The organism is Streptomyces sp. Q2, from assembly GCF_056820935.1.
This window is the reverse complement of the sequence record NZ_JBXEJE010000015.1, coordinates 37,308-57,682: the sequence shown is the minus strand read 5'-3', so window position 1 is coordinate 57,682 and position 20,375 is coordinate 37,308. Positions and strand designations below refer to the sequence as shown.

The following is a 20,375-nucleotide window of genomic DNA, read 5'->3' as shown; positions in this document are numbered from 1 at the left end:
GTGGAGTGCCGGAGGGCCGAGATCACACGTCCGGACGCCCCGTCCCAGGATCCGGTCCGTGATCAGAGGTCGAGCACCAGACGAGGGCCGCACGAACGCGAGACGCAGATCAGCATGGTCTCGCCCGCGGCACGCTCGTCCTCGTCGAGCAGGGAGTCCCGGTGGTCCGGCGTGCCCTCCAGCACGTCGGTCTCACAGGTGCCGCAGGTGCCTTCCCGGCAGGAGAACAGCACCGGGACACCTGCCTCCTCCACCACTTCGAGCACCGAGCGGTCCGGCGGGATGGTGAGCGTGCGGCCCGAACGGGCGAGCACCACCTCGAATGCGTCGGCCGGTGCCACTGCGGCCGCCGGTGGGCGGACCGGGGCGAACCGCTCGATGCCCAGGGTGCCGGAGGGCCAGCCGGCGCACTGCTCCTGCGCGGCCCGAAGCAGCGGTTCCGGACCGCAGGCGTGCACCAGCGTGCCCTCGCGGGGCGAGCCGATGAAGGCGGCCAGATCCAGCAGGCCGTAGCTGTCCTGCGGCCGGATCAGCACCCGGTCCCCGTGGCGCGCCAGACGGTCCACGAAGGCCATGGACGCGCGGGTACGGCCGCCGTACAACAGGCGCCAGTCGGCCCCCGCGGCCTCGGCGGCTTCCACCATCGGCAGGATGGCGGTGATCCCGACCCCTCCCGCGATGAAGAGGTGGCGCTCGGCCGTACGCAGCGGAAAGTTGTTCCGCGGCCCGCGCACCCTCACGGCCGAGCCCTCGCCAAGATGGTCGTGGACGTACGACGAACCGCCGCGGCTGTCCGGTTCGCGCAGCACCGCGATCTGCCAGGCCCCTCGGTCGGCATCGGCGGGGTTCCCGCACAGCGAGTACGGCCGGATGAGGCCGTTGTCCAGCAGCAGGTCGATGTGGGCACCCGGTGCCCAGACCGGGAGTGGATCGCCGTCCGGGTGGCGCAGGACGAGGGAGACGACGCCGTCGGCGGCATCGATGCGGGCGGCCACGACGAGGGTTGTCTCGCCGGGGTCTGCCGGGGACTGCGGTGCGTCTGTGTCCCGGAGGGCCTGGAGCGGCTGGTTGGTCATGTGCGTCAACCTGAGTCTCGTACGAGTGGGGGACGGTGGCGGGAGGCCGGGACGTCAGACGCCCGGTACGTGCAGCAGCAGCGCGTCGCCCTGGCCGCCGCCTCCGCACAGTGCCGCGGCCCCGGTGCCGCCGCCGCGTCGCAGAAGTTCCCGGGCGAGAGTCAGGACGAGCCGGGCGCCGGTCATGCCGACCGGGTGACCGAGGGCGATCGCGCCGCCGTTGACGTTCACCTTCTCCATGGGGACGCCGAGTTCGCGTACGGAGGCCAGGGCGACCCCGGCGAACGCCTCGTTGATCTCGAAGAGGTCGAGGTCGGCGGCCTTCAGCCGGCCGTCGCGTTCCAGCGCGTCGCGGATGGCCCCGGCCGGCTGCACGAGCAGCGAGGGGTCGGGGCCCGCCACGGTGCCGTAGGCGCCGATCTCGGCGAGCGGGGTCAGGCCCTCCCGGCGGGCGCGGTCCGCGCTCATGACGACCACCGCCGCGGCTCCGTCGGACAGTTGTGAGGCGTTGCCCGCGGTGATCGTGCCCTCGCGGGAGAAGGCCGGCCTCAGGCGGCCCAGGTTCTCCGCGGTGCTCTGCGGCCTGATGCCCTCGTCGGCCGTCACGACCGTCTCGCCCCGCCGCCCGGCCACCGTGACGGGGGCGATCTCCGCGGCGAACGCGCCCGACTCCTGTGCGTGGTGGGCCCGTTGGTGGGACAGCGCGCTGTACTCGTCCTGCTCCTCACGCGTGAGCGCGAAGGGCTGCTGGTAGCGCTCGGTGGCCGCGCCCATGGAGACCCCGTCGAAGGCACAGGTCAGCGCGTCCCGGTCGAGCGCGTCCTCGACGGCCACCGCCCCGTACTTCCACCCCGTGCGGGACCCGCGCAGCAGGTGCGGGGCGCCGGACATGGACTCCATACCGCCCGCCACGACCACCTCGTGGCGCCCCGAGGCGACCATGAGATCGGCCAGGGCGATGGCGTGCAGCCCGGACAGGCACAGCTTGTTGACGGTGCTCGCCGGGACGGAGAAGGGGATGCCGGCGGCCACCGCGGCCTGCCGGGCGGTGTTGGGACCTGCCCCGGCCTGGACGACATGGCCCATCACGACGGCCTCCACCTCGGCAGGGTCCAGCAGCGCCGCTGACAGCGCGGCGCGTATGGCGTGGGCGCCGAGGTCTGCGGCGGACAGGCTGCTCAGCCCGCCCATGAGCTTGCCGACGGGCGTTCTCGCTCCGGCGACGATGACGGATCCGGGCATGGCCGGGACCTCCTGTGGATGTGGGTGGGTCAGAGGACGGCGTCGACGGAACGTTCCGCGACCAGGTGGGAGGTCTCGTTCACCGAGTGCAGAACGATCCGTCCCCCCGGCATCCGCCGCACCCTGCTGACGGAGGTGTAACCGGGGTGGAACCAGAACATCCGGGGTATGTCGAGCACCGTCGCGAGGTAGGTGTTGGTGATCCCGCCGTGGCACACGGCCGCGATCCGCCGTCCGGGGTGGGCGTCCAGCATGGTGTTCATGGCCCCCACCGCCCGGGCGCGGAAGGCGTCCCAGTCCAGGTCCGGTACGAAGTCCTCGTACCGTCCCTCGGCCAGCGCCACCGAACGGGGGTCGTCCGGGAGGATCTGCTCCGGCGGTGTGTAGGGGTGAGAGACGTCGGTGTCCCACTCGCGCAGGTCGTCCAGCACGGTGGCGGTCATGCCCGTCAGCCGTTCGAGCGGCGCCATCGTCTCGCGGGCGCGCCGGTAGGGGCTGACGTAGAGGGCGTCGACGCCCTCGTCCGCCAGCCATGGGGCGAGCCGCTCGGCCTGGGCGATGCCCTCCGGCGACAGGCTCGGGTCGAACACGCCCGAGACGGGCAGGCCATGCCGGACGAGCAGAAGTTCCGTCATGAAGGTCCTTCGTAAGTGAGGTGAGACGAGTGAGGAGAGACGAGTGCGGAGTGACAAGTGACAAGTGACAAGTGAGGAGTGACGGGAGGCGGCGGTGCTCAGCCGGCGATCGTCCGGTCCGAGTCCCAGTAGGGGCGGCGCATCGCCCGCTTGTCGAGCTTGCCCATGGCGTTGCGAAGGAGCTCCGGAACGACCTCGTAGGACTTCGGGCACTTGTACGCGGCCAGCCGCTCGCGGCAGAACGCGTGCAGTTCGCCGTCCGCCGGGCCGCTTCCGTCGGTCACGACGACCAGGGCCCGCAGCGACTCGCCGAAGTCGGGGTCGGGCACGCCGATGACCGCGACCTCGGCGACCTGCGGGTGCTCGCGCAGCACCGCCTCGCTCTCCGCCGGATACAGGTTCACCCCGCCGGAGACGACGACGTCCGAGGCCCGGTCGGTGATGAAGATGTAGCCGTCCGGGTCGACGTACCCGATGTCGCCGAGTGTGAACACGCCGGGAGCGACGTAGGCGGCCTTGGTCTTCTCCTCGTCCGCGTGGTAGCGCACGCCGCGGCCCTCCGGAGCCCGGAAGGCCAGCAGCCCGAGCTCCCCGGCGGGCAGAGGGCGGCCGTCGTCGCCGGTCACCAGGACGTCGAAGGGGGACTGGACGCGTCCCACCGAACCGGGGTGCTTCAGCCACTCGGTGCTGTCGATGCGCGCGACCGTACCGGCCTCGCTGGCTCCGTACGACTCGGTCAGCACGGGCCCGAACCAGTCGATCATGGCCCGCTTCACCTCCGTGGGGCAGGCGGAGCCGGTGTGAGCGACCTGTATCAGGCTGGAGACGTCGTAGCGGTCGCGGACCTCCTCCGGCAGGGCGAGCAGGCGGGTGAAGTGGGTCGGCACCATCACCGAGGAGGTGACCCGCCAGCGCTCCACGCGGTGCAGGAACGACTCCGCGTCGAATCGGCCGAGGATCACCACCGGCTGGCCGGCCGCGAGATGGCGTAGTGAGGTGAGTGGCCCGTTGTGCTGGAGCGGCCCGCACACCAGATGCGGTCCCGGTGGGAAGCCGGGGCGGGCGGCCACCGCCTCCAGGTAGGCGGCGCTGTCCGTCACCGGGCCCTGCACCCAGCGCACTTCGGTGCCACGGGCCCGCCCCGTGGTGCCCGACGTGTAGACCAACGGCGGACGGGCGGGGCGGCCGACGGGCGCCGCCACCGGTTCCGCCTCGGCCAGCCACTGACTCCAGTCGAGGGCGTCGTCCTTGGCCGGCGTTCCGTGCACGACGACCGGGAGACCGAGCTCCGCGCCCGCCTGCCGGGCGGCCGACTCGCCCGCCGGGCCGCTGATCACCGCCTTCGCGCCCGCGTCGGTGAGCAGGTCGACCAGTTCCCGGGCGGTCAGCTGCCGGGAGGCGGCCACCGTCCCCACGCCGGCCCGCAGACCCGCGAGATGGGCCACCAGCGTGGCCACGGCGTTGTCGCCGAGGACGGCGACGCGGTCCTCCGGCTCGGGCGCGATCTCGAGGAAGCGCCCGGTCAGGCGTGCCACCTGGTCGGCCAGCCGGGACCAGGACAGGTTCTCCGCGTCGTCGGCCAGTGCGGTCGCGTCTGGCAGTTCGCGGGCACGCAGGTCGAGTGGTTGTAGGGACATGGATCCTCCGGCGCTCCTGGGTTCGTCCTCTCCCTCGCTCCACCGGGGTGCACCCCGTCTGCCCAGCGGCCGGGCAGCGGGAGAGGCGACGCCAAGACTGTAGCGTTTATCAAGAAAGTACGGAACACTCTGACCCGAGACGGAGGCACCCACCCTCGTTGGGCAGGTGTGCGGCTCCGTTCCGAGCCGCCGTTACTGAAGCAGTCATCTGGTAAGTGCCGTCTGGACCCGTGTGCCGAGGAGGTCACCATGCCCCAACCGAACGTGGACGAGTGGCGGGGTGAGGTCCGGCGGTGGCTGGCCACGACACTCCCACCCCGACGGGCCGCCGAGACCACCGCTCACAGCGCCGCCGATCTCGCGGTCTTCCACAACCTCACGGACGAGGAGGAGCGGCAGCTGCTCGACCGCTGCCGCGCCTACCAACGCGCCCGGCACGAGGCCGGCTACCAGGCCCTCACCCTCCCCGAGGAGAACGGCGGCCAGGGTCTGACCGCCGCCCACGCGGCTCTCTTCGCGCAGGAGGAGTCGGCGTTCGACGTACCGCCGTCCACCGAGCTGATCAGTGTCACCGTGCGGCTGGTCGCCATGTCCGTCTCCCTGTTCGGGACCCCGGAACAGCGCGAGACCTACGCCCGCGCCTTCCTCCGTACGGACCTGCTGGCCTGCCAGCTCTTCAGCGAACCCGGTGCCGGCTCCGACCTGGCCGCCCTGCGCACCCGCGCCCGCCCGGACGGCGAGGAGTGGGTGATCGACGGCCAGAAGGTGTGGACCTCGGGCGCCCAGTTCGCCGAGTACGGCCTGCTGCTCGCCCGCACCGACCCGGACGTCGTCAAACAGGCCGGCATCACCGCCTTCCTGGTCCCCATGAACAGCCCGGGCGTGGAGATCCGCCCGATCCGCCAGATGAGCGGCGGCGCCTCCTTCAACGAGGTCTTCCTCAGCGGCGTACGCGTTCCCGACGCGCTGCGGATCGGACGCCCCGGCCAGGGCTGGGAAGTCGCCAACGCCACCCTCGCCTTCGAACGCACCGCCTCCGGCTCCGGAAACCGGCGCAAGGGCGGCACCTTCGACGACGTACTCGCCCTCGCCCGCTCGCTGCACCGGACCGGGGACCCGCTGGTACGCCAACAGCTCGCCGACCTGTACGTGCGCGGCGCGCTGCGGGCCGCCACCGTGGACCGCGTCGCCAGGGCGAGCGCGGCCGGCGGGCGGCCGGGCCCCGAGGCCTCGCTGACCAAGCTCATGGCCTCCGACCTGCTCACCCGCACCGGACAGGTGGCCGCCGAACTGATGGGCGCGCGCATCAGCGCCGACACCGGCGAGAGCGGCACCTTCGCCTGGACCGAGCACCTGCTCGGCGCCCCCGGCTACCGGCTGGCCGGTGGCACCGACCAGATCCAGCGCAACCTGATCGGCGAACGCGTGCTGAAGCTGCCGGGGGAGCCGCGGGTCGACAAGGTGCCGTTCTCCGAACTGTCCGGCAACTGAGCGCGACAGCACAGGCATTGACGCGACACCACCTGCGCTGACGGGACAACCCATGCGCTGAACCGCAGCAACACCTGCGCTGACGCAGCAACACAGCACTGACGCAGCAACACATGCGCTGACGCGCAACACAGCACTGACGCAACAACACATGCGCTGACGCAACAACACAGCACTGAGGAGTGACTTCGATGGATCTGGGACTGACAGGTGCGAACGCGCTGGTGACCGGTGCGAGCCGGGGTATCGGCAGGGCCATTGCGGGAACCCTCGCCGCCGAGGGCTGCGCCCTCGCGCTGTGCGCCCGGGGCGAGGAGGCCCTCGCCAAGGCCGCCGCCGAACTGCGCGGTGAGGGGGCGACCGTGTTCGCCGAGCCGGTCGACGTCACCGACCCGGCCGCGCTCGCGGGCTTCGTGGAGCGGGCGGCCGCCGAACTCGGCGGCCTGGACCTGCTGGTGTCCAACGTCTCGGCGGGCAACGTCAAGGGCCCCGAGTCGTGGGAGGCCAGCCTGCGCGGCGACCTGATCCCGTTCGCCGGCCTCGTCGAGGCGGCCCTGCCGTATCTGGAGGCCTCCGACCGGGCCGCCGTCGTGGCCATCGGCACCACCAACGCCTCCGACACCGCCCGCCCGGCCGGAGCCAACTCGTACTCCGCCCTGAAGGCAGCCGTCGTCCAGCACGCCTCCGCCCTCGCCCACGCGCTCGCCCCGAAGGGCATCCGCGTCAACACGGTCTCGCCCGGCCCCATCGACTTCCCCGGCGGCGCCTGGGAGACCATCCGCACCAGCCGCCCCGAGGTGTACGAAGAGGTCCTCGCCAAGCTGCCGATCGGCCGCTACGGCACCGCGGAGGACGTGGCCGCGGCGGTGGCCTTCCTGCTGGGCCGCACCGGCTCCTTCTGCGTCGGAGTCAACCTCGTGGTGGACGGCGGGCTGCTCACCCGCGTCCAGTACTGAGTCGTGGCGGGCCCGGCAGGCCGCCTGGACGCCGTACTGGTCTGCGGCGGGAAGTGGCACGACTTCGACTACGCGCGGCTGAGGCTGCTGCAGCTGCTGGGTGACCACCCGCGGGTGCGCACCAGGGTCTACCAGGACTACGACTGCGTACCCGCCCTGGAGCAGGCCGACCTGCTGGTCACCTATACCTGCGACGTGCGGCCCCGCCCGTCCCAACGGGCCGCGCTGGCACGGTTCGTGGAGCGGGGCGGGCGCTGGCTCGCCCTGCACGGCACGAACTCGGTGATCGAGGCGTCGGCCGACGGCGGGCCGAGGGTCTTCACGACCCCGCGGCTCCTCGGGGAACTGGCCGGGGTGCTCGGCAGCCAGTTCCTGGCCCACCCGCCGATCGAGCCGTACGAGGTACGGGTGACCCGGCCGGAGCATCCGCTGGTCGCCGGCGTCGAGCCGTTCACGGTGACCGACGAGCTCTACGTGTGCGAGCTGCACGGGGAGCTGGAGGTGCTGCTGCACGCCGAGTACACGGGGCCGTGCCGCGGGTTCGCCGAGGGGGACACGGCCGCGCTCGACGAGGCGCTCCGTCCCGTCCTGTACCTGAAGCGGCACGGGCTGGGCGAGGTCTGTTACTTCACTCTCGGGCATTGCCGTGGCCGGTACGACATGCAGGACCTGGGCGTGGACGACACCGGGCGGGTGGACCCGGGGCCCTGGGAGACGCCGGAGTTCCTGACGGTGCTCGGACGCTGCGTGGAGCGGATGGTGGGCGAGCGGGTGCAGCCCTAGGGTTTCCGCCCCCGCCGCCCTTTCCCGTCCCTGGGGGCTGCCGCCCCCAGACCCCCGCTTCGGCCCTGAACGGGCCTCGTCCTCAAACGCCGGACGGGCTGAAAATCCAGCCCCTCCGGCGTTTGAGGAGCGGGGGTTTGGGGGCGGAGCCCCCAAAGTCGGGACGGGAAGGGGCGGCGGGGGCGAAGAAACCACCGCCGCGCCCCCGTTCACCCGTGCGGCAGCACTACCGCCCGCCCCTTGATCTCCCCCGCGTGCAGCCGCTCGTACGCCAGCGGGGCGTCCTCCATCGAGAAGGTCTCGACGTGGGAGGAGACGAGCCCCTGCCGCGCGAGTTCGACCACGTCGATGAGCTCACCCCGGCTGCCCCAGTAGGGCGCGGAGGCGGACACCTCGAACGGCAGCCCGCCGCCGAAGCCGACCGCGAGCGTGCCTCCCCCGATGCCGACGACGGTGACATCACCCGCCACCGCCACCGACGCGGCGGCCACCGCGAGTGTCGCCTCGGCCCCGACGAAGTCCAGCACCACCTCGGCCCCGACGCCCCCGGTCAGCTCCCGCACCCGAGCCGCCGCCTCCCCGTCGGAGAGCAGCGTCTCGTGGGCCCCGACGTAGTGCGCGAGTTCCAGCTTCTCCTTGCTCACGTCGAGGGCGACCACGCGGGCGGGGGTGAGGGCGCGCAACAGCTGTACGGCGAGATGGCCCAGGCCGCCGACGCCGATCACCACCGCCGTACTGCCCGGCACGAGCTTGGGCAGGGACGCGCGGATCGCGTGATACGGCGTCAGGCCGGCGTCGGTGAGCGGGGCGGCCTGTACCGGGTCCAGTCCGTTCAGGGGCACCAGATGGCGCGGCGAGTCCACCACCATGTACTCCGCGAGTGCGCCCGGAGAGCCGAGGCCGGGCGGCATGATGCCGAGCCCGGCGGCGTGCGGGCAGCAGTTCTCCCTGCCCTCGGCGCACGTGCGGCAGCGGCCACAGCCCCACGGGCCGTAGACCGCCACCTCGTCGCCCTCGGCCACCCCGGTGGCCCCGCTGCCCAGGGCGGCGACGGTGCCGACACCCTCGTGACCGAGCGTCATCGGCAACGGATACGGGAACTGCTCCTCGGGCCAGCTCATGACCGCCAGGTCCGAGTGGCACAGCCCGGCGGCCGTCACTTTCAGCAGCACCTGACCCGGGCCCGGTTCGGGCACCGGAACCTCGACGACCTCGGGGGCGCTGCCCACAGCGCGGTACTGAATGGCCTTCATGTCAGGCCTCCTGGTTCGGGACGGGCACCTCGGAAGCCTCGGCGATGCCACCTGGCTTGCGACGGCGCAGCACGGCCGGCAGCGCGATCCGTCCGCCCGTGAGAACGAGCGCGACGATCAGGACGGAGCCGGTGAACAGGCTGGCGGCCCACTGTGCGCTGGTGGCGAGCCCGAGCCCCGTGATGCCGGTGCCGAGCAGGAGCACCGCGATCACGGTGCCCCAGGCGTTGAAGCGGCCCGCACGCAGCTGGGTCGCACCGACGAAGGCCGCCGCGTAGGCCGACAGCAGGTACGGCGTGCCCGCGGTCGGCGATCCGGATCCCACGGAGGACGCGAAGACGACTCCGGCGAGTCCGGAGAGCAGTGCGGACGCCACCAGGGTCAAAAAGCGCAGCCGGTCGGTGCGGACCCCTTGCAGGCGTGCCGCGTCCGCGTTGAAGCCGGTCGCGTACAGGCGGCGTCCGGTGGCGGTGTGTTCCAGCAGGAACCAGATGGCCGTCGCGGCGAGGAGCAGGTACAGCACCGGCAGCGTGATGCCGCCCGCGTCGAGCTGGGCGATGTTCGCGAACGGCTTGGCCAGCAGCTTCACACCGGTGATGGAGCTGTCGTTGGTGACCATGGTGATCAGGGACTGGATCAGTGCGCCGGTGGCCAGGGTCGCGATGAACGAGTCGACCCGCAGCAGCACCACCACGGTCCCGTTGATGAGCCCGACCACCAGGGCGGCGGCCATCGCCAGGGCGATCGCGGTGCCGGCGCCGAGACCGGTGGAGACCATGAAGTACGCGGTCAGCACGCTGGTGAGGGACATCGTGAAGGCGACCGACAGGTCGAAGACGCGCGCGGCCAGCGGAAGGACGACGCTGAGCGCCACCAGCCCGGCCACGGCATTGCCGTTGAGGACCTGCTTGACCGTGGTGACGGTCGGGAACGTGTCCGGCGCCCATACGGAGAAGAGCACCGCGATCAGCAGCCACACGTAGACGGCGCCGATGTTGCGGAAGGACAGGGCGGCCACCGCCCGCCGGCCCAGTGCGCCCGGTCCCCCCGCGGCGGACACCGCGGGGACGTCCGGTCCCGTGGGCCGGAACTCAGCGGCCCGGGTCGGGGTGGATGTCATGTCACTCGGTTCCTTCCATGGCGTGGACCAGTGCGGGCTCGGTGATGTCCCGGCCGCTGATCTCCCGTACGATCCGGCCGTCCCGTATCACCAGGACGCGGGTGCACAGCGCGAGCAGGTCTTCCGTGTCGGACGAGGACACGATGACGCCCATGCCGGCGTCGGCCTGACGTTCGATCAAGTCGTAGAGCTGGAGGCGGGTGGCGATGTCGACGCCCGCCGTGGGTTCGCACAGCACGAGCACCGGTGGCTGCTGGGCCAGGCAGCGGGCCATGACGACCTTCTGCTGGTTGCCGCCGCTCAGCGTGGTGATCCGGGCCCCGGGCCCCGCCGTGCGCACCCCCACCCGCCGGATCCATTCGTCGGCGAGCGAGGACTCGCGGCGCCGGTGCAGTCGTCCGGCCCGGGCGCGGAGCCGGTCGAGCAGCGGGAGGGTGAGGTTCTCCCCGACGGAGAAGTCGCCGATGACGCCCTCGCCCGCCCGGTCCGCGGGGACCAGCGGGATGCCCAGCCCACCGGCGTCCTTGGCGCCGATCCACCGCTGGGCGCGCTCAGGCAGCCGCACCTTGCCGCGCACCGGACCGGTGTACGCCCCGCACACCGCGTACGGCACGACTTCGTGGCCGGAGCCGACCAGGCCGGTGATGCCCAGCCGTTCCCCCTCGGCCAGGCTGAATCCGATGCCGCGCAAGGGGCCCGCCCACAGGTCGCGGACCTGCAGGACGGACTCGTGGGAAGCGGAGGGCAGCCGCGGCCGGTAGGTGGTCTCCATGTCCTCGCCCGCCATCAGCTCCGCCAGCGAGCGGGGAGTGAGTTCGGCGACCCGGCGGGTGGCGATCCGGCGTCCGCCGCGGATCACGGTGACCCGGTCGGCCAGCGCGAAGATCTCGTCCATCCGGTGCGAGACGTACAGGACGCTGGCCCCGGTGTCGCGGATCTCCCGCACGATGTCGAAGAGCCGGGCCACCTCGCCGGGCGGCAGCACGGCGGTCGGCTCGTCCAGGACCAGGACGCCGCGGCGGCCCTCCCAGCCCTGCAGGGCCGCCGCGATGGCCACCACCGCGCGTTGGACGGGGGTGGCGCTCGACAGGGGACGGCGTACGTCGATGCCGAGACCGAAGCGTTCGACCAGCGCGCTCGTCCGGCGCTCCATCTCCGACCAGCGGATGTTGCCGAGGGCCGTGCGGGCGAAGCCGCGGCTGAGGGCGAGATTGTCGGTGGCGCTCAGCTCGCCCACCAGGCCCAGCTCCTGGTGGACGAAGCGGAGCCGGTCGTGGCGGGAGCCGGTGACCTGGCCCAGGCCGAACGGCTCGCCGTCGAGTTCGGCGACCGCTCCGGGCTCGGCGTGGTGGTAACCGGCGAGGATCTTGATGAGGGTGGACTTGCCGGAGCCGTTGGGCCCGATCAGCGCGTGGATCTCGCCGGGCGCGATCTCCAGGTCGACGTCCTCGAGCGCCTGGGTTCCGCCGAATCGCTTCGACAGCCCGGACACCCGCAGCACGGGTCGGTCGCTCTCATCGGTACCGGCCGACCCCCGCGCGGTCTCCTGTGACGTGTCAGCGTGCACCGCTGCTCCCTTCGTCGAATGGCGCCGCCGCCGGCACAGGGCCGACGGCGGGGGCCGGGTCGGTCAGTTCAGGCCCCAGAGCGCCTTGAACTGCGCCTGGTAGTCCTCGACGAGCGGGAAGTCCTCGAGAGTGGCCACGAGGTTGTCCTTGGTGATCAGCATGTTGGGCAGCACCGCCTTCTGGTCCACCTCCATGGACTGGCCGGTGAAGTGGCGGGCCAGCGCGTCGACCTGCAGCCAGGCGGTCTCGTGCGAGTTCAGTGCCATCGCGCCCTGGCTGAGGCCGCTCTCGATGTACTGGTAGTTCTGCGCGTCACCGACATTCACGGCGATGTGCTTGCCGGTCACGCCGGCCGTCTTCAGCGCGGTCGGGACGCCCACGTTGAGCAGGCCCAGCGAGAAGACGATGTGGGTCACCTTCGGGTGCGAGCGGACGTACGACACCACGCGGTCGGGCATGTCCTTGCCGATCGCCGTGATCGGCACGTCGACGGTGTCGAGCGCGCAGCCCTCGCACCACTTCTTGTACTGGGCGGCGAACGTGTCCTTGACCGGCTTGAGGATGGTGTAGACGGGCAGGTCGAAGTAGACCGTGTTGGCCTCGGCGCCGCTGTCGGACACCACCCACGAGGCGAGCATCTCGCCCTGGACGGCGACGTCCTTCGGCCCGTTCTTCAGCAGCTCGATGCCGTCGCCCACCACGTCGTCGGCGTTCGACTGGATGACCGGGATACCGGCTGCCTTCAGCTTCGCCAACTGCTTCGCGTACACCGCGCGCGGGAATCCGGAGGCGACGACGGCGTCCGGCTTGTCGCGCAGCGCGTGCTCGTAGGCCGCCTGGACGGACTCCGGCGTGCCCTGGGTCGGGATCAGCTCGACCTTCCAGCCGAGCTGATTGGCCGCGGCGGTGAAGAACTGGGCCAGGTCACTGCAGGACTGCACGCCGCACAGGATGAAGTCGATCTTCTTACCGGTGGGGATCGGCTTGCCCACCGGCACGGTGACGGGGATCTTTTCCGGGCGCTTGGAGTACTTCGCCAGGGCTGCCCGGGCCGCGGTCAGGCCGGGGGAGTCTGAGGCCGCTTTGGCGGAGTCGGCGGCCGGAGTCGTGTCGGTGCCGCCGCACGCCGCCAGGGCGAACAGGGCGGTGACGGAGACGATCGCGGTGAGCGCGCGACGGACCGCGCGTCCGGGTCTGGAACTCATCGTTGAGTACTCCCGTGGTGTGGCGCCTGTGTGTGCGGCCCGCGTCGCTCTCGCGACCGCGGTGGCCGGCTGTGTGCAGGCGGATTCTGTGCCGCCCATGCCGGGACGGCACGCTCAGGTGATCGAGCGGGCTGTGGGATCGCCGTCGTGGGGTACGACGCGGGCCGCCGAGGCAGCGGGCGGCGCTGTGGCCGAGACGGGGCGGACATTGCCCCAGGCCGGATAGAAACTTGTGAGGCTCTACAGCCTCGGGTGCGACGGAGTGTGGCACGCGCTGTCGGGCTTGGGGAGGGGGCAGTCGTAACAAATTGGCGAGGTGCCATGTCGATCCCCTGCGAATGGGGGTCTGCGGGGTCCTGGCGGAGTCGCGAGTATTGCTCCGAGCCGTGACCAATAACTACACTCACTCTAAAGTTTCTGGCTGAGGAGAGAAGATGGACGAAACGTCGGAGTTGGGCACGGCGCGGTGTCCCGGACCCAGCGTCCAGGACTACCTCGACCGTGACAGCCGACCGGTTCCTCCCGCGCTGAGGTACGTCAACAACGACTACATCGGCGACGAGGACATCGACACCACCCGCTTCACCTCCCGCGAATGGGCCGAACGCGAGATGCGGCAGGTATGGCGCCGCGTGTGGCAGTTCGCCTGCCTGGAGAGCGAGATCCCCGAGGTAGGCGACCACGAGGTCTACGAGATCGGCGACGACTCACTGATCATCGTGCGCACGGCGTCGGACGAGATCCGCGCCTACGTCAACGCCTGCCTGCACCGCGGCCGCAAACTGCGCACCGGCGGCGGCAACGTCGGGGAGTTCCGCTGCCCGTTCCACGGCTTCGCCTGGAACCTCGACGGCACCATGCAGACGCCGCCCTGCGCCTGGGACTTCCCCCATGTCACCCCGGAGAAGTTCGCCCTCCCCGAGGCCAAGGTGGCGACCTGGCGCGGCTTCGTCTTCATCAACATGGACCCGTACGCGGAGTCCTTCGACAGCTACCGCGGCACCTTCGACGACTACTACATCTGGCCGCTGCAGGACCGCTACAAGTCGCTGCACATCGCCAAGGTGCTGCCCTGCAACTGGAAGATCGCCCAGGACGCGTTCATCGAGTCCTTCCACGTGATCGCGACCCACCCGCAGATGCTGCCGTGGCTCGCCGACGCCAACTCCCAGTACGACGTCATGGCGGACCAGCCCCACTGGAACCGAATGATCAACATCCAGGGCGCCCCCAGTCCGCACGTGGCCGACTCGGTCACGGAGGAGGACGTGCTGGAGACGTTCTACGACTCCCGCGCCTTCTACGCGGCCGCCCAGGGCCGGGACCTGGTGATCCAGGAGGGCGACGAGATGCCCGCGATCCCGCCCGGCGGCACCGCCCGCCAGATCCTCGCCGAGCGGATGCGCGCCCAGCTGGCGGCCACCTCGCGGCAGGACTTCTCGAAGACCGCCGACACCGAGCTGCTGGACGCCATCAACTACCTGCTGTTCCCCAACTTCAACCCCTGGGGCGGCGCCAAGTCCAACATCATCTACCGGTTCAAGCCGAACGGCCTCGACCCCGACTCCTGCACCGCCGAGATCATCTTCATGTCGGCGCCGAAGCAGGCCGGCGAGATGCCGCCCCCGGTCAAGATCCGCTGGGTGCCGGAGGAGATGCTCTTCGCGGACATCCCCGAACTGGGCGTCCTCGGGCCGGTCTTCGACCAGGACTGCGAGAACCTGCCCTACGTCCAGCAAGGGCTGAAGACCCTGCGCAAGCCGGGCATCACCCTGGCCAACTACCAGGAGAGCCGCATCCGCCACTTCAACCAGACACTCGACCAGTGGATGGACAAGTGACCGTCACCCACCGGGTCGCGGTGAGGCCCTCCGGTGTCGAGCTGGAGGTGCGCGACGGCGAAGACCTGTTCAGCGCCGCCCAGCGGCTCGGCTACCGCTGGCCCACCGTCTGTGGGGGCAAGGCCACCTGCCGTACCTGCTTCGTGCAGGTCGAGGAAGGCGCCGAGAACTGTTCTCCCGTGGGCCCGCTGGAGCGCGAGGGCATCGAGGCCCTGCGCAGACCGGTGGACGGCCTGATCCGGCTCGCCTGCCGGCTCCGGGTCGAGGGCCCGGTGACCGTCACCAAACGCGGCGTACGCCGCAGACCGCAGGAGTGAGCCGTGAGCGCCAAGCAAGTGACCCATCCGCTGACCGGGCAGGTGTACCGGCTCACCGAGGACGGGCTCGTGGAGGTGACCGACCCCAGGACCGGGGCCCAGGGAATCTTCGACTTCCAGGCCCGCTGGCAGTCCGGTGAACTGCGCCACGCCGACCTCCAGATGGCCGGCTGGGTGGGCCGTCTCGCCCAGCGGCGCGGCGCCCAGCCGTCGGCGGAGTGAACCGGTGGCACCCCGCACCACCCGGGTCGTCTGCCTGGTCCGCCGCCCGCAGGGCGAGCCGGTACCCGGTGACTTCGCCGTCGAGGAGCGCCCGCTTCCGCCCCTGAACGAGGGGCAGTTGCTCGTCCGCAACCTCTACATGAGTGTCGACCCGTCGATGCGCGGGCGGCTGGAGAGCACCGAGAAGCACTACACGCACAACTTCACGCCCGGATCGCCGCTGGACGGGCGGGCCCTCGGCGTCGTGGAGGAGAGCCGCTGCCCCTCCGTGCCGCCGGGCACCTTCGTACGCCACCAGCTCGGCTGGCGGGAGCGGGCCGTGCTCGACCCGGCCGACACCGACGCCGCGGGCCGCATCGACCCGCAACTCGCCCCGTTGCCCACCTGGTTGGGTCTGCTCGGACAGACCGGCTTCACCGCCTACGTCGGGCTCGCGCGGATCGCCGAGGTGCGACCCGGTGACACCGTCTTCGTGTCGGCGGCGGCCGGGGCCGTGGGCACCGCCGCCGGACAGTTCGCCCGGCTGCTGGGTGCGGAGCGCGTCGTCGGAACCGCCGGAGGGCCGGACAAGTGCGCCCTGCTGGTGAAGGAGTTCGGCTACGACGCCGCCGCCGACTACCGCGCCGAGCCGGTGCGCGACGCCCTGGTCCGACTGGCGCCCGACGGCGTCGACGTCTACTTCGACAACGTCGGCGGCGAGCAACTCGCCGCCGCCCTGCACGCGTTGCGGACGGGTGGCCGTGTCGCCCTGTGCGGCATGATGTCGCAGTTCGGCGGCGAGCGGCGGTCCACCGACATCAACCAGCTGATCCAGGCGGTCCTCAAACGGCTCACCCTGCGCGGCTTCATCGTCCGCGACCACGAGGACCTGCGGCCGGAGTTCGAAAGCCGCGTCGCCGACTGGCTCCGCTCGGGCCGTATCACCGCCCGCGAGACGGTGACGGACGGCCTGGACAACGCGGCCCAGGCCCTGCTGTCCCTGCTGGACGGTGGCAACGTCGGCAAGATGCTGGTCCGGCTGGCCGAGGATCCGTACAGCCGCTTCTCGGCGCGGGCCGTGTAGAAGACGACGGGGGGAGGCCGGGTCCGGTCACGCACGACGCGTGACCGACGGCTCTCACCTGCCCCAGATCTTCCGGTACGCCTCGCGGTAGCCGGGTGGGTCCCAGGTCGTCGCTCCGCTGCTGTTGGCGGCCGTGGAGATGTGGACCGGGGCGACGTATCCGCTGGCGGGCTCCCCGGCGAAGGCCCGGTTGAACTCGTCGACGATCTGCCAGCCCTGTTCGGCGAGAGGCTCCGGGACGGTGGCGGCCTGGAACTGCCCGCTGTTGATGCGCTGGAAGGCCGACGGGTCGCCGTCACCGGCGCCGATGTTGAACGGGGGACCGGAGCCCTTCCGCCCCGCCTCGCGCAGGGCGGGCGCCGCGTCGGCGAAGTACAGGTCGTTGATGGCCACGGAGTACGTCCACCTGCTGCCGAAGCGGGAGAGGAGCGAGGAGACCTCCTGGGGGGTGCGGCTGCTCGCGTCCGGGATGGGGATGTTCTCGGACGCCAGCAGACGCACGTCGGCGCAGGTGGCCAGCTGTTTCTCGATCAGCTGGGACTTGTTCCTGGCGAAGGGGATCGAGGCGTCGGTGAAGACGACGACCCCCGCCCGGCCGTTGGAGTGCGCGATGATCCAGTCGGCGCTGATCTGCGCCACGGCCTCGACCTGGGTCGTGACGTTGGTGAAGAGCTTGGGTTGCCTGCTCGGTCCGGGGGAGCCGACCGCGTGCCAGCCGACGAGCGGGATGCCCGCCGCGTCGGCCCGCGCGACCTGGGCCGACGTCGCGTTGGGATCGAAGCCGCCGAGGACGATGCCGGAGGGTTTCACGCCGACGGCCTGGCTCAGGGCCGCCTGGATACCGGCCGGTGTGCCCTGCCCGTCGATGACCCTGACCTTCCAGCCGATCACCTTGCCGGCCTCGCGCAGACCGTTCGCGACGCCCGCGACTCCCGGGTTGGTCATGGTCTGCGCGACGTAGACGATCGTCTTGCCCGGCAAGGCAGCGGGTCCGGTGGTGGGACCGCTCCAGGAGACGTCTGCCTTCTCGGCCTGCCGGACAGCGGATCTCGCCTCGGCCAGGGCCGACGGGCAGCCCGCCTCCGTGGCCGCCTCGGTGGGGTCCGCCGTATCGGTGGACGAGCCTCGCTCACACCCGACGACGGCGACGACGACCGCGGTCAGGGCCGCGAGGGCCGGGCCGGTCCTGCGGTACGAGATCACGGGTGCTCCTTGCTGTGGTGAGGACGACGGGCGGACGCCTTCGCAGGTCAGGGGGACGGACACCGAGCGGGCCACGGGCTACGGAACGTCCTGGGCCTCCTGGGAGGTGCCCGCCACCTTGCCGCCACGACGGCTCGCGGTGTCGCCGGAGCGCAGCCGACGGCGGGCGGAGTAGCCGGCGAAGCCGACGGCGAGCAGCAGGGTGGCGCCGTTGAACAGCGGGGTGACCCAGAACTCGGCGCCGAGCTGGCCGATGCCGGCCAGCCCGATGGCGAGGATGGCGACCGCCACGAGGGTGCCCAGGGCGTTGGGGCGACCGGGCCTGATCGCGGTGGAGCCGAGCAGGGCCCCGACGAAGGCCGGGAGGAGGTAGTCCAGGCCGACGCTGGGGTTGCCGATCTGCTGCTGCGCGGCGAGCAGGACACCGGCGAAGCCGACGATCAGACCGGACAGGGCGAAGGCGTAGACGCTGTAGCGGCGGGTGGGGATGCCGACCAGGTCGGCCGCGCGGGGGTTGGAACCGATGACGTAGAAGTAGCGGCCCAGCGGCAGGCGCTCCAGCAGCAGCCAGAGCACGAGGACCAGCCCCAGGACGTAGAACGCGGGTACCGGCAGGCCGAGGAACGTGGAGTCGTAGAGGTCGGTGAAGGCGGGCGGCAGTCCGTCCGGCCCGGAGACGATGCGGGTGCCGCCGGTGATCCAGCCGGTGACGGCGTACAGGACGCTGCCGGTGCCGAGGGTGGCGATGAAGGAGTCGATCCGGGCGAACTCGACGACCACGCCGTTGAGGACGCCGACGACCGCCCCACCCAGGATCACCACCGCGCAGGCGAGCGGCCAGGGCCAGCCGTTGCTGACGATCAGCTGGAGCACCATGACGTGCGCCAGGCCGAGACCGTAGCCGATGGACAGGTCGAACCTGCCCGTGACGATGGGGACCATCGCGCCGAGCGCGAGGAGCGCGGGCACCGACTGGTTGGAGAGGATCGAGGAGATGTTGTCGAGCGTGGGGAAGGTGTCGGGCAGGGTCAGGGAGAAGACGAGGAAGAGCAGGACGGCGAGGGCGAGCAGTCCGTACGCGCCGATGAAGTGCCCGCGGGGGCGGCTCGGCCGCGGTCGCGGCGGGGAAGGCGGCGACGTCGGTCGGGTCGTCCCCTCGCCCGGGGGTTCCCCGTTCATCCGTCCGTCTCCGTTCCGGTGAGGGGCGGTACGGCCGACGCGGTGTGGGTGAGCCGGGTGACGGTGAGGGCCTCGCCGGTCAGCTCGGCCGCCACGGTCCCGCGGACGAACACCAGGGCGCGGTGGCACACGTGCGCGACCTCCTCGAAATCGGTGGAGATGAGCAGGACGGCGAGCCCGGCGGCCAGTTCGTCGTCCAGCAGCCGGTGGATCTCCGCCTTGGCGCCCACGTCCACGCCGGCCGTCGGCTCCTCGAGGATCAGCAGCCGGCGCTTCATGGAGAGCCACCGGCCGAGCATGACCTTCTGCTGGTTGCCGCCGGACAGGACGGCGATCGGTACCTCGCTGTCGTGGGGGTGCACCCGGAGGCGTTCCACGAGGGCGGTGGCCTTGGCGCGCTCGCGCCGGGGGCTGATCCAGCGCGGCCCCGGCCTGCCGTCGGCGCGGGGGTTGGCCAGCAGGTTCTCCCGTACGGTCAGTTCGGCGGCGCACCCCTCCTCCAGCCGGTTGCTGGTCACGAAGCCGACACCGGCTCCGACGGCGGCGGCGACCGTACGCGGACGGTAGGGCCGCCCGTCCAGCAGCACGCGCCCGCCCAGGAGGGGCCGGGCCCCGGCCAGCGCTCTGCCCAGGTCCATGTGTCCGGCGCCGATGAGGCCCACCATGCCGAGGATCTCGCCCGGGCGCAGTCGGAGGTCGACCGGGCCCGCGTGCTCGGTCCGTACGCCGTCCAGGCGCAGGACGGCTGGGGCCTCGGCATCGGGGGCGGGAACGGCGGCGGGTGGCCGGCGAGCCGGGTCGTGGCCCACGATGTCCCGCACCAGGCGAGCGGGGCTGTGACCGGCGAGGCGGCCCTGGCTGATGATCCGGCCGTCGCGCAGGACGGCGAACGAGTCGGCGACCTGGTACACCTCGTCGAGCCTGTGGCTGACGTAGATGATGCCGTGATCGCGGTCGCACAGCCGGCGCAGGACGTCGAAGAGGCGGGCGCAGTCGGCCGCGGGGAGACTGGCGGTCGGCTCGTCCAGCACGACGAGTTCCGCACGGGTCGACAGCGCCCGCGCGATGGCGACCAGTGAACGCTCGGCGCGGGTCAGGTCGGCGATGCGGGCGTCGGGCGCGAGATGACCGGCGACGATCTCCATGGCCTGCACGCAGCGCTGTTGCGCCGTCCGCCAGGAGATCAGTCCGCGGCGGCGCGGGTAGCCGGTGCCCAGTGCGATGTTCTCGGCGACCGTCATCCACTCGACGAGACCGAGATCCTGGTGGATGAAGGCCATCTGCCGGGTGGCCGCGGCCGTGCCGAGCGGGTGGCCGGCCACCGTCACCTCGCCCTCGTCGGCGCGATGGACACCGGCGAGCACCTTGATGAGGGTGGACTTCCCGGCGCCGTTGGGACCCAGAAGGGCGAGGACGGCACCGCGCCGGACGTCGAGGTCGACCTCGGCCAGCGCGCGAGTGCCGCCGAACCGCTTGCCGAGACCCCGGATCCGGACCAGAGGGTCCTGACCGCGGCCCACGGATCGGCTTGTCGAGGCGTCGGGAGCGTCGTGCACAGACTCTCTCCGGGGATCGGCTTGCGAG

The 20,375-nt window shown here is 71.6% G+C and carries 18 protein-coding genes; 7 read left to right on the top strand and 11 right to left on the bottom strand.

Annotated features, from left to right (window positions below; all coding sequences use genetic code 11):
- Positions 1-62: 62 nt before the first annotated feature.
- The 4 genes from ACWBNA_RS18005 to ACWBNA_RS17990 all read right to left on the bottom strand — a co-directional run bounded on the left by ACWBNA_RS18005 (position 63) and on the right by ACWBNA_RS17990 (position 4,590).
- Positions 63-1,076, bottom strand: coding sequence for a PDR/VanB family oxidoreductase (locus tag ACWBNA_RS18005; protein ID WP_482705368.1), 1,014 nt, complete (start codon positions 1,074-1,076; stop codon positions 63-65).
- Between the two features lie 54 nt (positions 1,077-1,130).
- Positions 1,131-2,318 (bottom strand): acetyl-CoA C-acetyltransferase, encoded by a 1,188-nt coding sequence (locus ACWBNA_RS18000; protein WP_482705367.1) that lies wholly within the window; start codon positions 2,316-2,318, stop codon positions 1,131-1,133.
- A gap of 29 nt (positions 2,319-2,347) precedes the next feature.
- A complete protein-coding gene (locus tag ACWBNA_RS17995) occupies positions 2,348-2,953 on the bottom strand; it encodes a histidine phosphatase family protein (protein WP_482705366.1) in 606 nt (201 codons plus the stop codon).
- Between the two features lie 98 nt (positions 2,954-3,051).
- Complete coding sequence (locus tag ACWBNA_RS17990) at positions 3,052-4,590, bottom strand: AMP-binding protein (protein ID WP_482705365.1); 1,539 nt, start codon at positions 4,588-4,590, stop codon at positions 3,052-3,054.
- 249 nt (positions 4,591-4,839) lie between these two features.
- On the opposite strand from ACWBNA_RS17990, the gene ACWBNA_RS17985 reads away from it, so the two are divergent.
- From ACWBNA_RS17985 to ACWBNA_RS17975, 3 genes are all read left to right on the top strand, one after another.
- Positions 4,840-6,081 (top strand): acyl-CoA dehydrogenase family protein, encoded by a 1,242-nt coding sequence (locus ACWBNA_RS17985; protein WP_482705364.1) that lies wholly within the window; start codon positions 4,840-4,842, stop codon positions 6,079-6,081.
- A gap of 191 nt (positions 6,082-6,272) precedes the next feature.
- On the top strand, positions 6,273-7,037 hold the full coding sequence (locus tag ACWBNA_RS17980) for an SDR family NAD(P)-dependent oxidoreductase (RefSeq protein WP_217238095.1): 765 nt from the start codon (positions 6,273-6,275) through the stop codon (positions 7,035-7,037).
- 3 nt (positions 7,038-7,040) lie between these two features.
- Entirely contained in the window at positions 7,041-7,820 is a 780-nt protein-coding gene (locus ACWBNA_RS17975; protein ID WP_482705363.1) for a ThuA domain-containing protein, read from the top strand.
- Between the two features lie 209 nt (positions 7,821-8,029).
- Here ACWBNA_RS17975 and ACWBNA_RS17970 read toward each other — a convergent pair whose 3' ends face one another.
- The 4 genes from ACWBNA_RS17970 to ACWBNA_RS17955 all read right to left on the bottom strand — a co-directional run bounded on the left by ACWBNA_RS17970 (position 8,030) and on the right by ACWBNA_RS17955 (position 12,966).
- A complete protein-coding gene (locus ACWBNA_RS17970; protein WP_482705362.1) occupies positions 8,030-9,073 on the bottom strand; it encodes an NAD(P)-dependent alcohol dehydrogenase in 1,044 nt (347 codons plus the stop codon).
- Between the two features lies 1 nt (position 9,074).
- On the bottom strand, positions 9,075-10,193 hold the full coding sequence (locus tag ACWBNA_RS17965) for an ABC transporter permease (RefSeq protein WP_482705361.1): 1,119 nt from the start codon (positions 10,191-10,193) through the stop codon (positions 9,075-9,077).
- Position 10,194: 1 nt separating this feature from the next.
- Positions 10,195-11,760 (bottom strand): sugar ABC transporter ATP-binding protein, encoded by a 1,566-nt coding sequence (locus ACWBNA_RS17960; protein WP_482705360.1) that lies wholly within the window; start codon positions 11,758-11,760, stop codon positions 10,195-10,197.
- Between the two features lie 63 nt (positions 11,761-11,823).
- Positions 11,824-12,966, bottom strand: a complete 1,143-nt coding sequence (locus ACWBNA_RS17955; protein ID WP_482705359.1) for a substrate-binding domain-containing protein — start codon at positions 12,964-12,966, stop codon at positions 11,824-11,826.
- Positions 12,967-13,400: 434 nt separating this feature from the next.
- Here ACWBNA_RS17955 and ACWBNA_RS17950 point away from each other — a divergent pair, with 434 nt between their 5' ends.
- The 4 genes from ACWBNA_RS17950 to ACWBNA_RS17935 are packed head-to-tail and all read left to right on the top strand — an operon-like array spanning position 13,401 to position 16,409.
- A complete protein-coding gene (locus ACWBNA_RS17950; protein WP_482705358.1) occupies positions 13,401-14,807 on the top strand; it encodes an aromatic ring-hydroxylating oxygenase subunit alpha in 1,407 nt (468 codons plus the stop codon).
- Positions 14,804-15,124, top strand: a complete 321-nt coding sequence (locus tag ACWBNA_RS17945) for a 2Fe-2S iron-sulfur cluster-binding protein (RefSeq protein WP_482705357.1) — start codon at positions 14,804-14,806, stop codon at positions 15,122-15,124. The genes ACWBNA_RS17950 and ACWBNA_RS17945 overlap by 4 nt, the downstream gene beginning before the upstream one ends.
- A 3-nt stretch (positions 15,125-15,127) precedes the next feature.
- The gene (locus ACWBNA_RS17940; protein ID WP_482705356.1) at positions 15,128-15,346 is read left to right on the top strand and encodes a transposase; all 219 of its coding nucleotides are present in this window, start codon (positions 15,128-15,130) and stop codon (positions 15,344-15,346) included.
- A 4-nt stretch (positions 15,347-15,350) separates the two neighbouring features.
- On the top strand, positions 15,351-16,409 hold the full coding sequence (locus tag ACWBNA_RS17935) for an NADP-dependent oxidoreductase (RefSeq protein WP_482705355.1): 1,059 nt from the start codon (positions 15,351-15,353) through the stop codon (positions 16,407-16,409).
- 54 nt (positions 16,410-16,463) lie between these two features.
- Here ACWBNA_RS17935 and ACWBNA_RS17930 read toward each other — a convergent pair whose 3' ends face one another.
- The 3 genes from ACWBNA_RS17930 to ACWBNA_RS17920 all read right to left on the bottom strand — a co-directional run bounded on the left by ACWBNA_RS17930 (position 16,464) and on the right by ACWBNA_RS17920 (position 20,347).
- Positions 16,464-17,612 (bottom strand): substrate-binding domain-containing protein, encoded by a 1,149-nt coding sequence (locus tag ACWBNA_RS17930; RefSeq protein ID WP_482705354.1) that lies wholly within the window; start codon positions 17,610-17,612, stop codon positions 16,464-16,466.
- Positions 17,613-17,690: 78 nt separating this feature from the next.
- A complete protein-coding gene (locus tag ACWBNA_RS17925; protein WP_482705353.1) occupies positions 17,691-18,791 on the bottom strand; it encodes an ABC transporter permease in 1,101 nt (366 codons plus the stop codon).
- On the bottom strand, positions 18,788-20,347 hold the full coding sequence (locus tag ACWBNA_RS17920) for a sugar ABC transporter ATP-binding protein (protein ID WP_482705352.1): 1,560 nt from the start codon (positions 20,345-20,347) through the stop codon (positions 18,788-18,790). The genes ACWBNA_RS17925 and ACWBNA_RS17920 overlap by 4 nt, the downstream gene beginning before the upstream one ends.
- Positions 20,348-20,375: the final 28 nt, after the last annotated feature.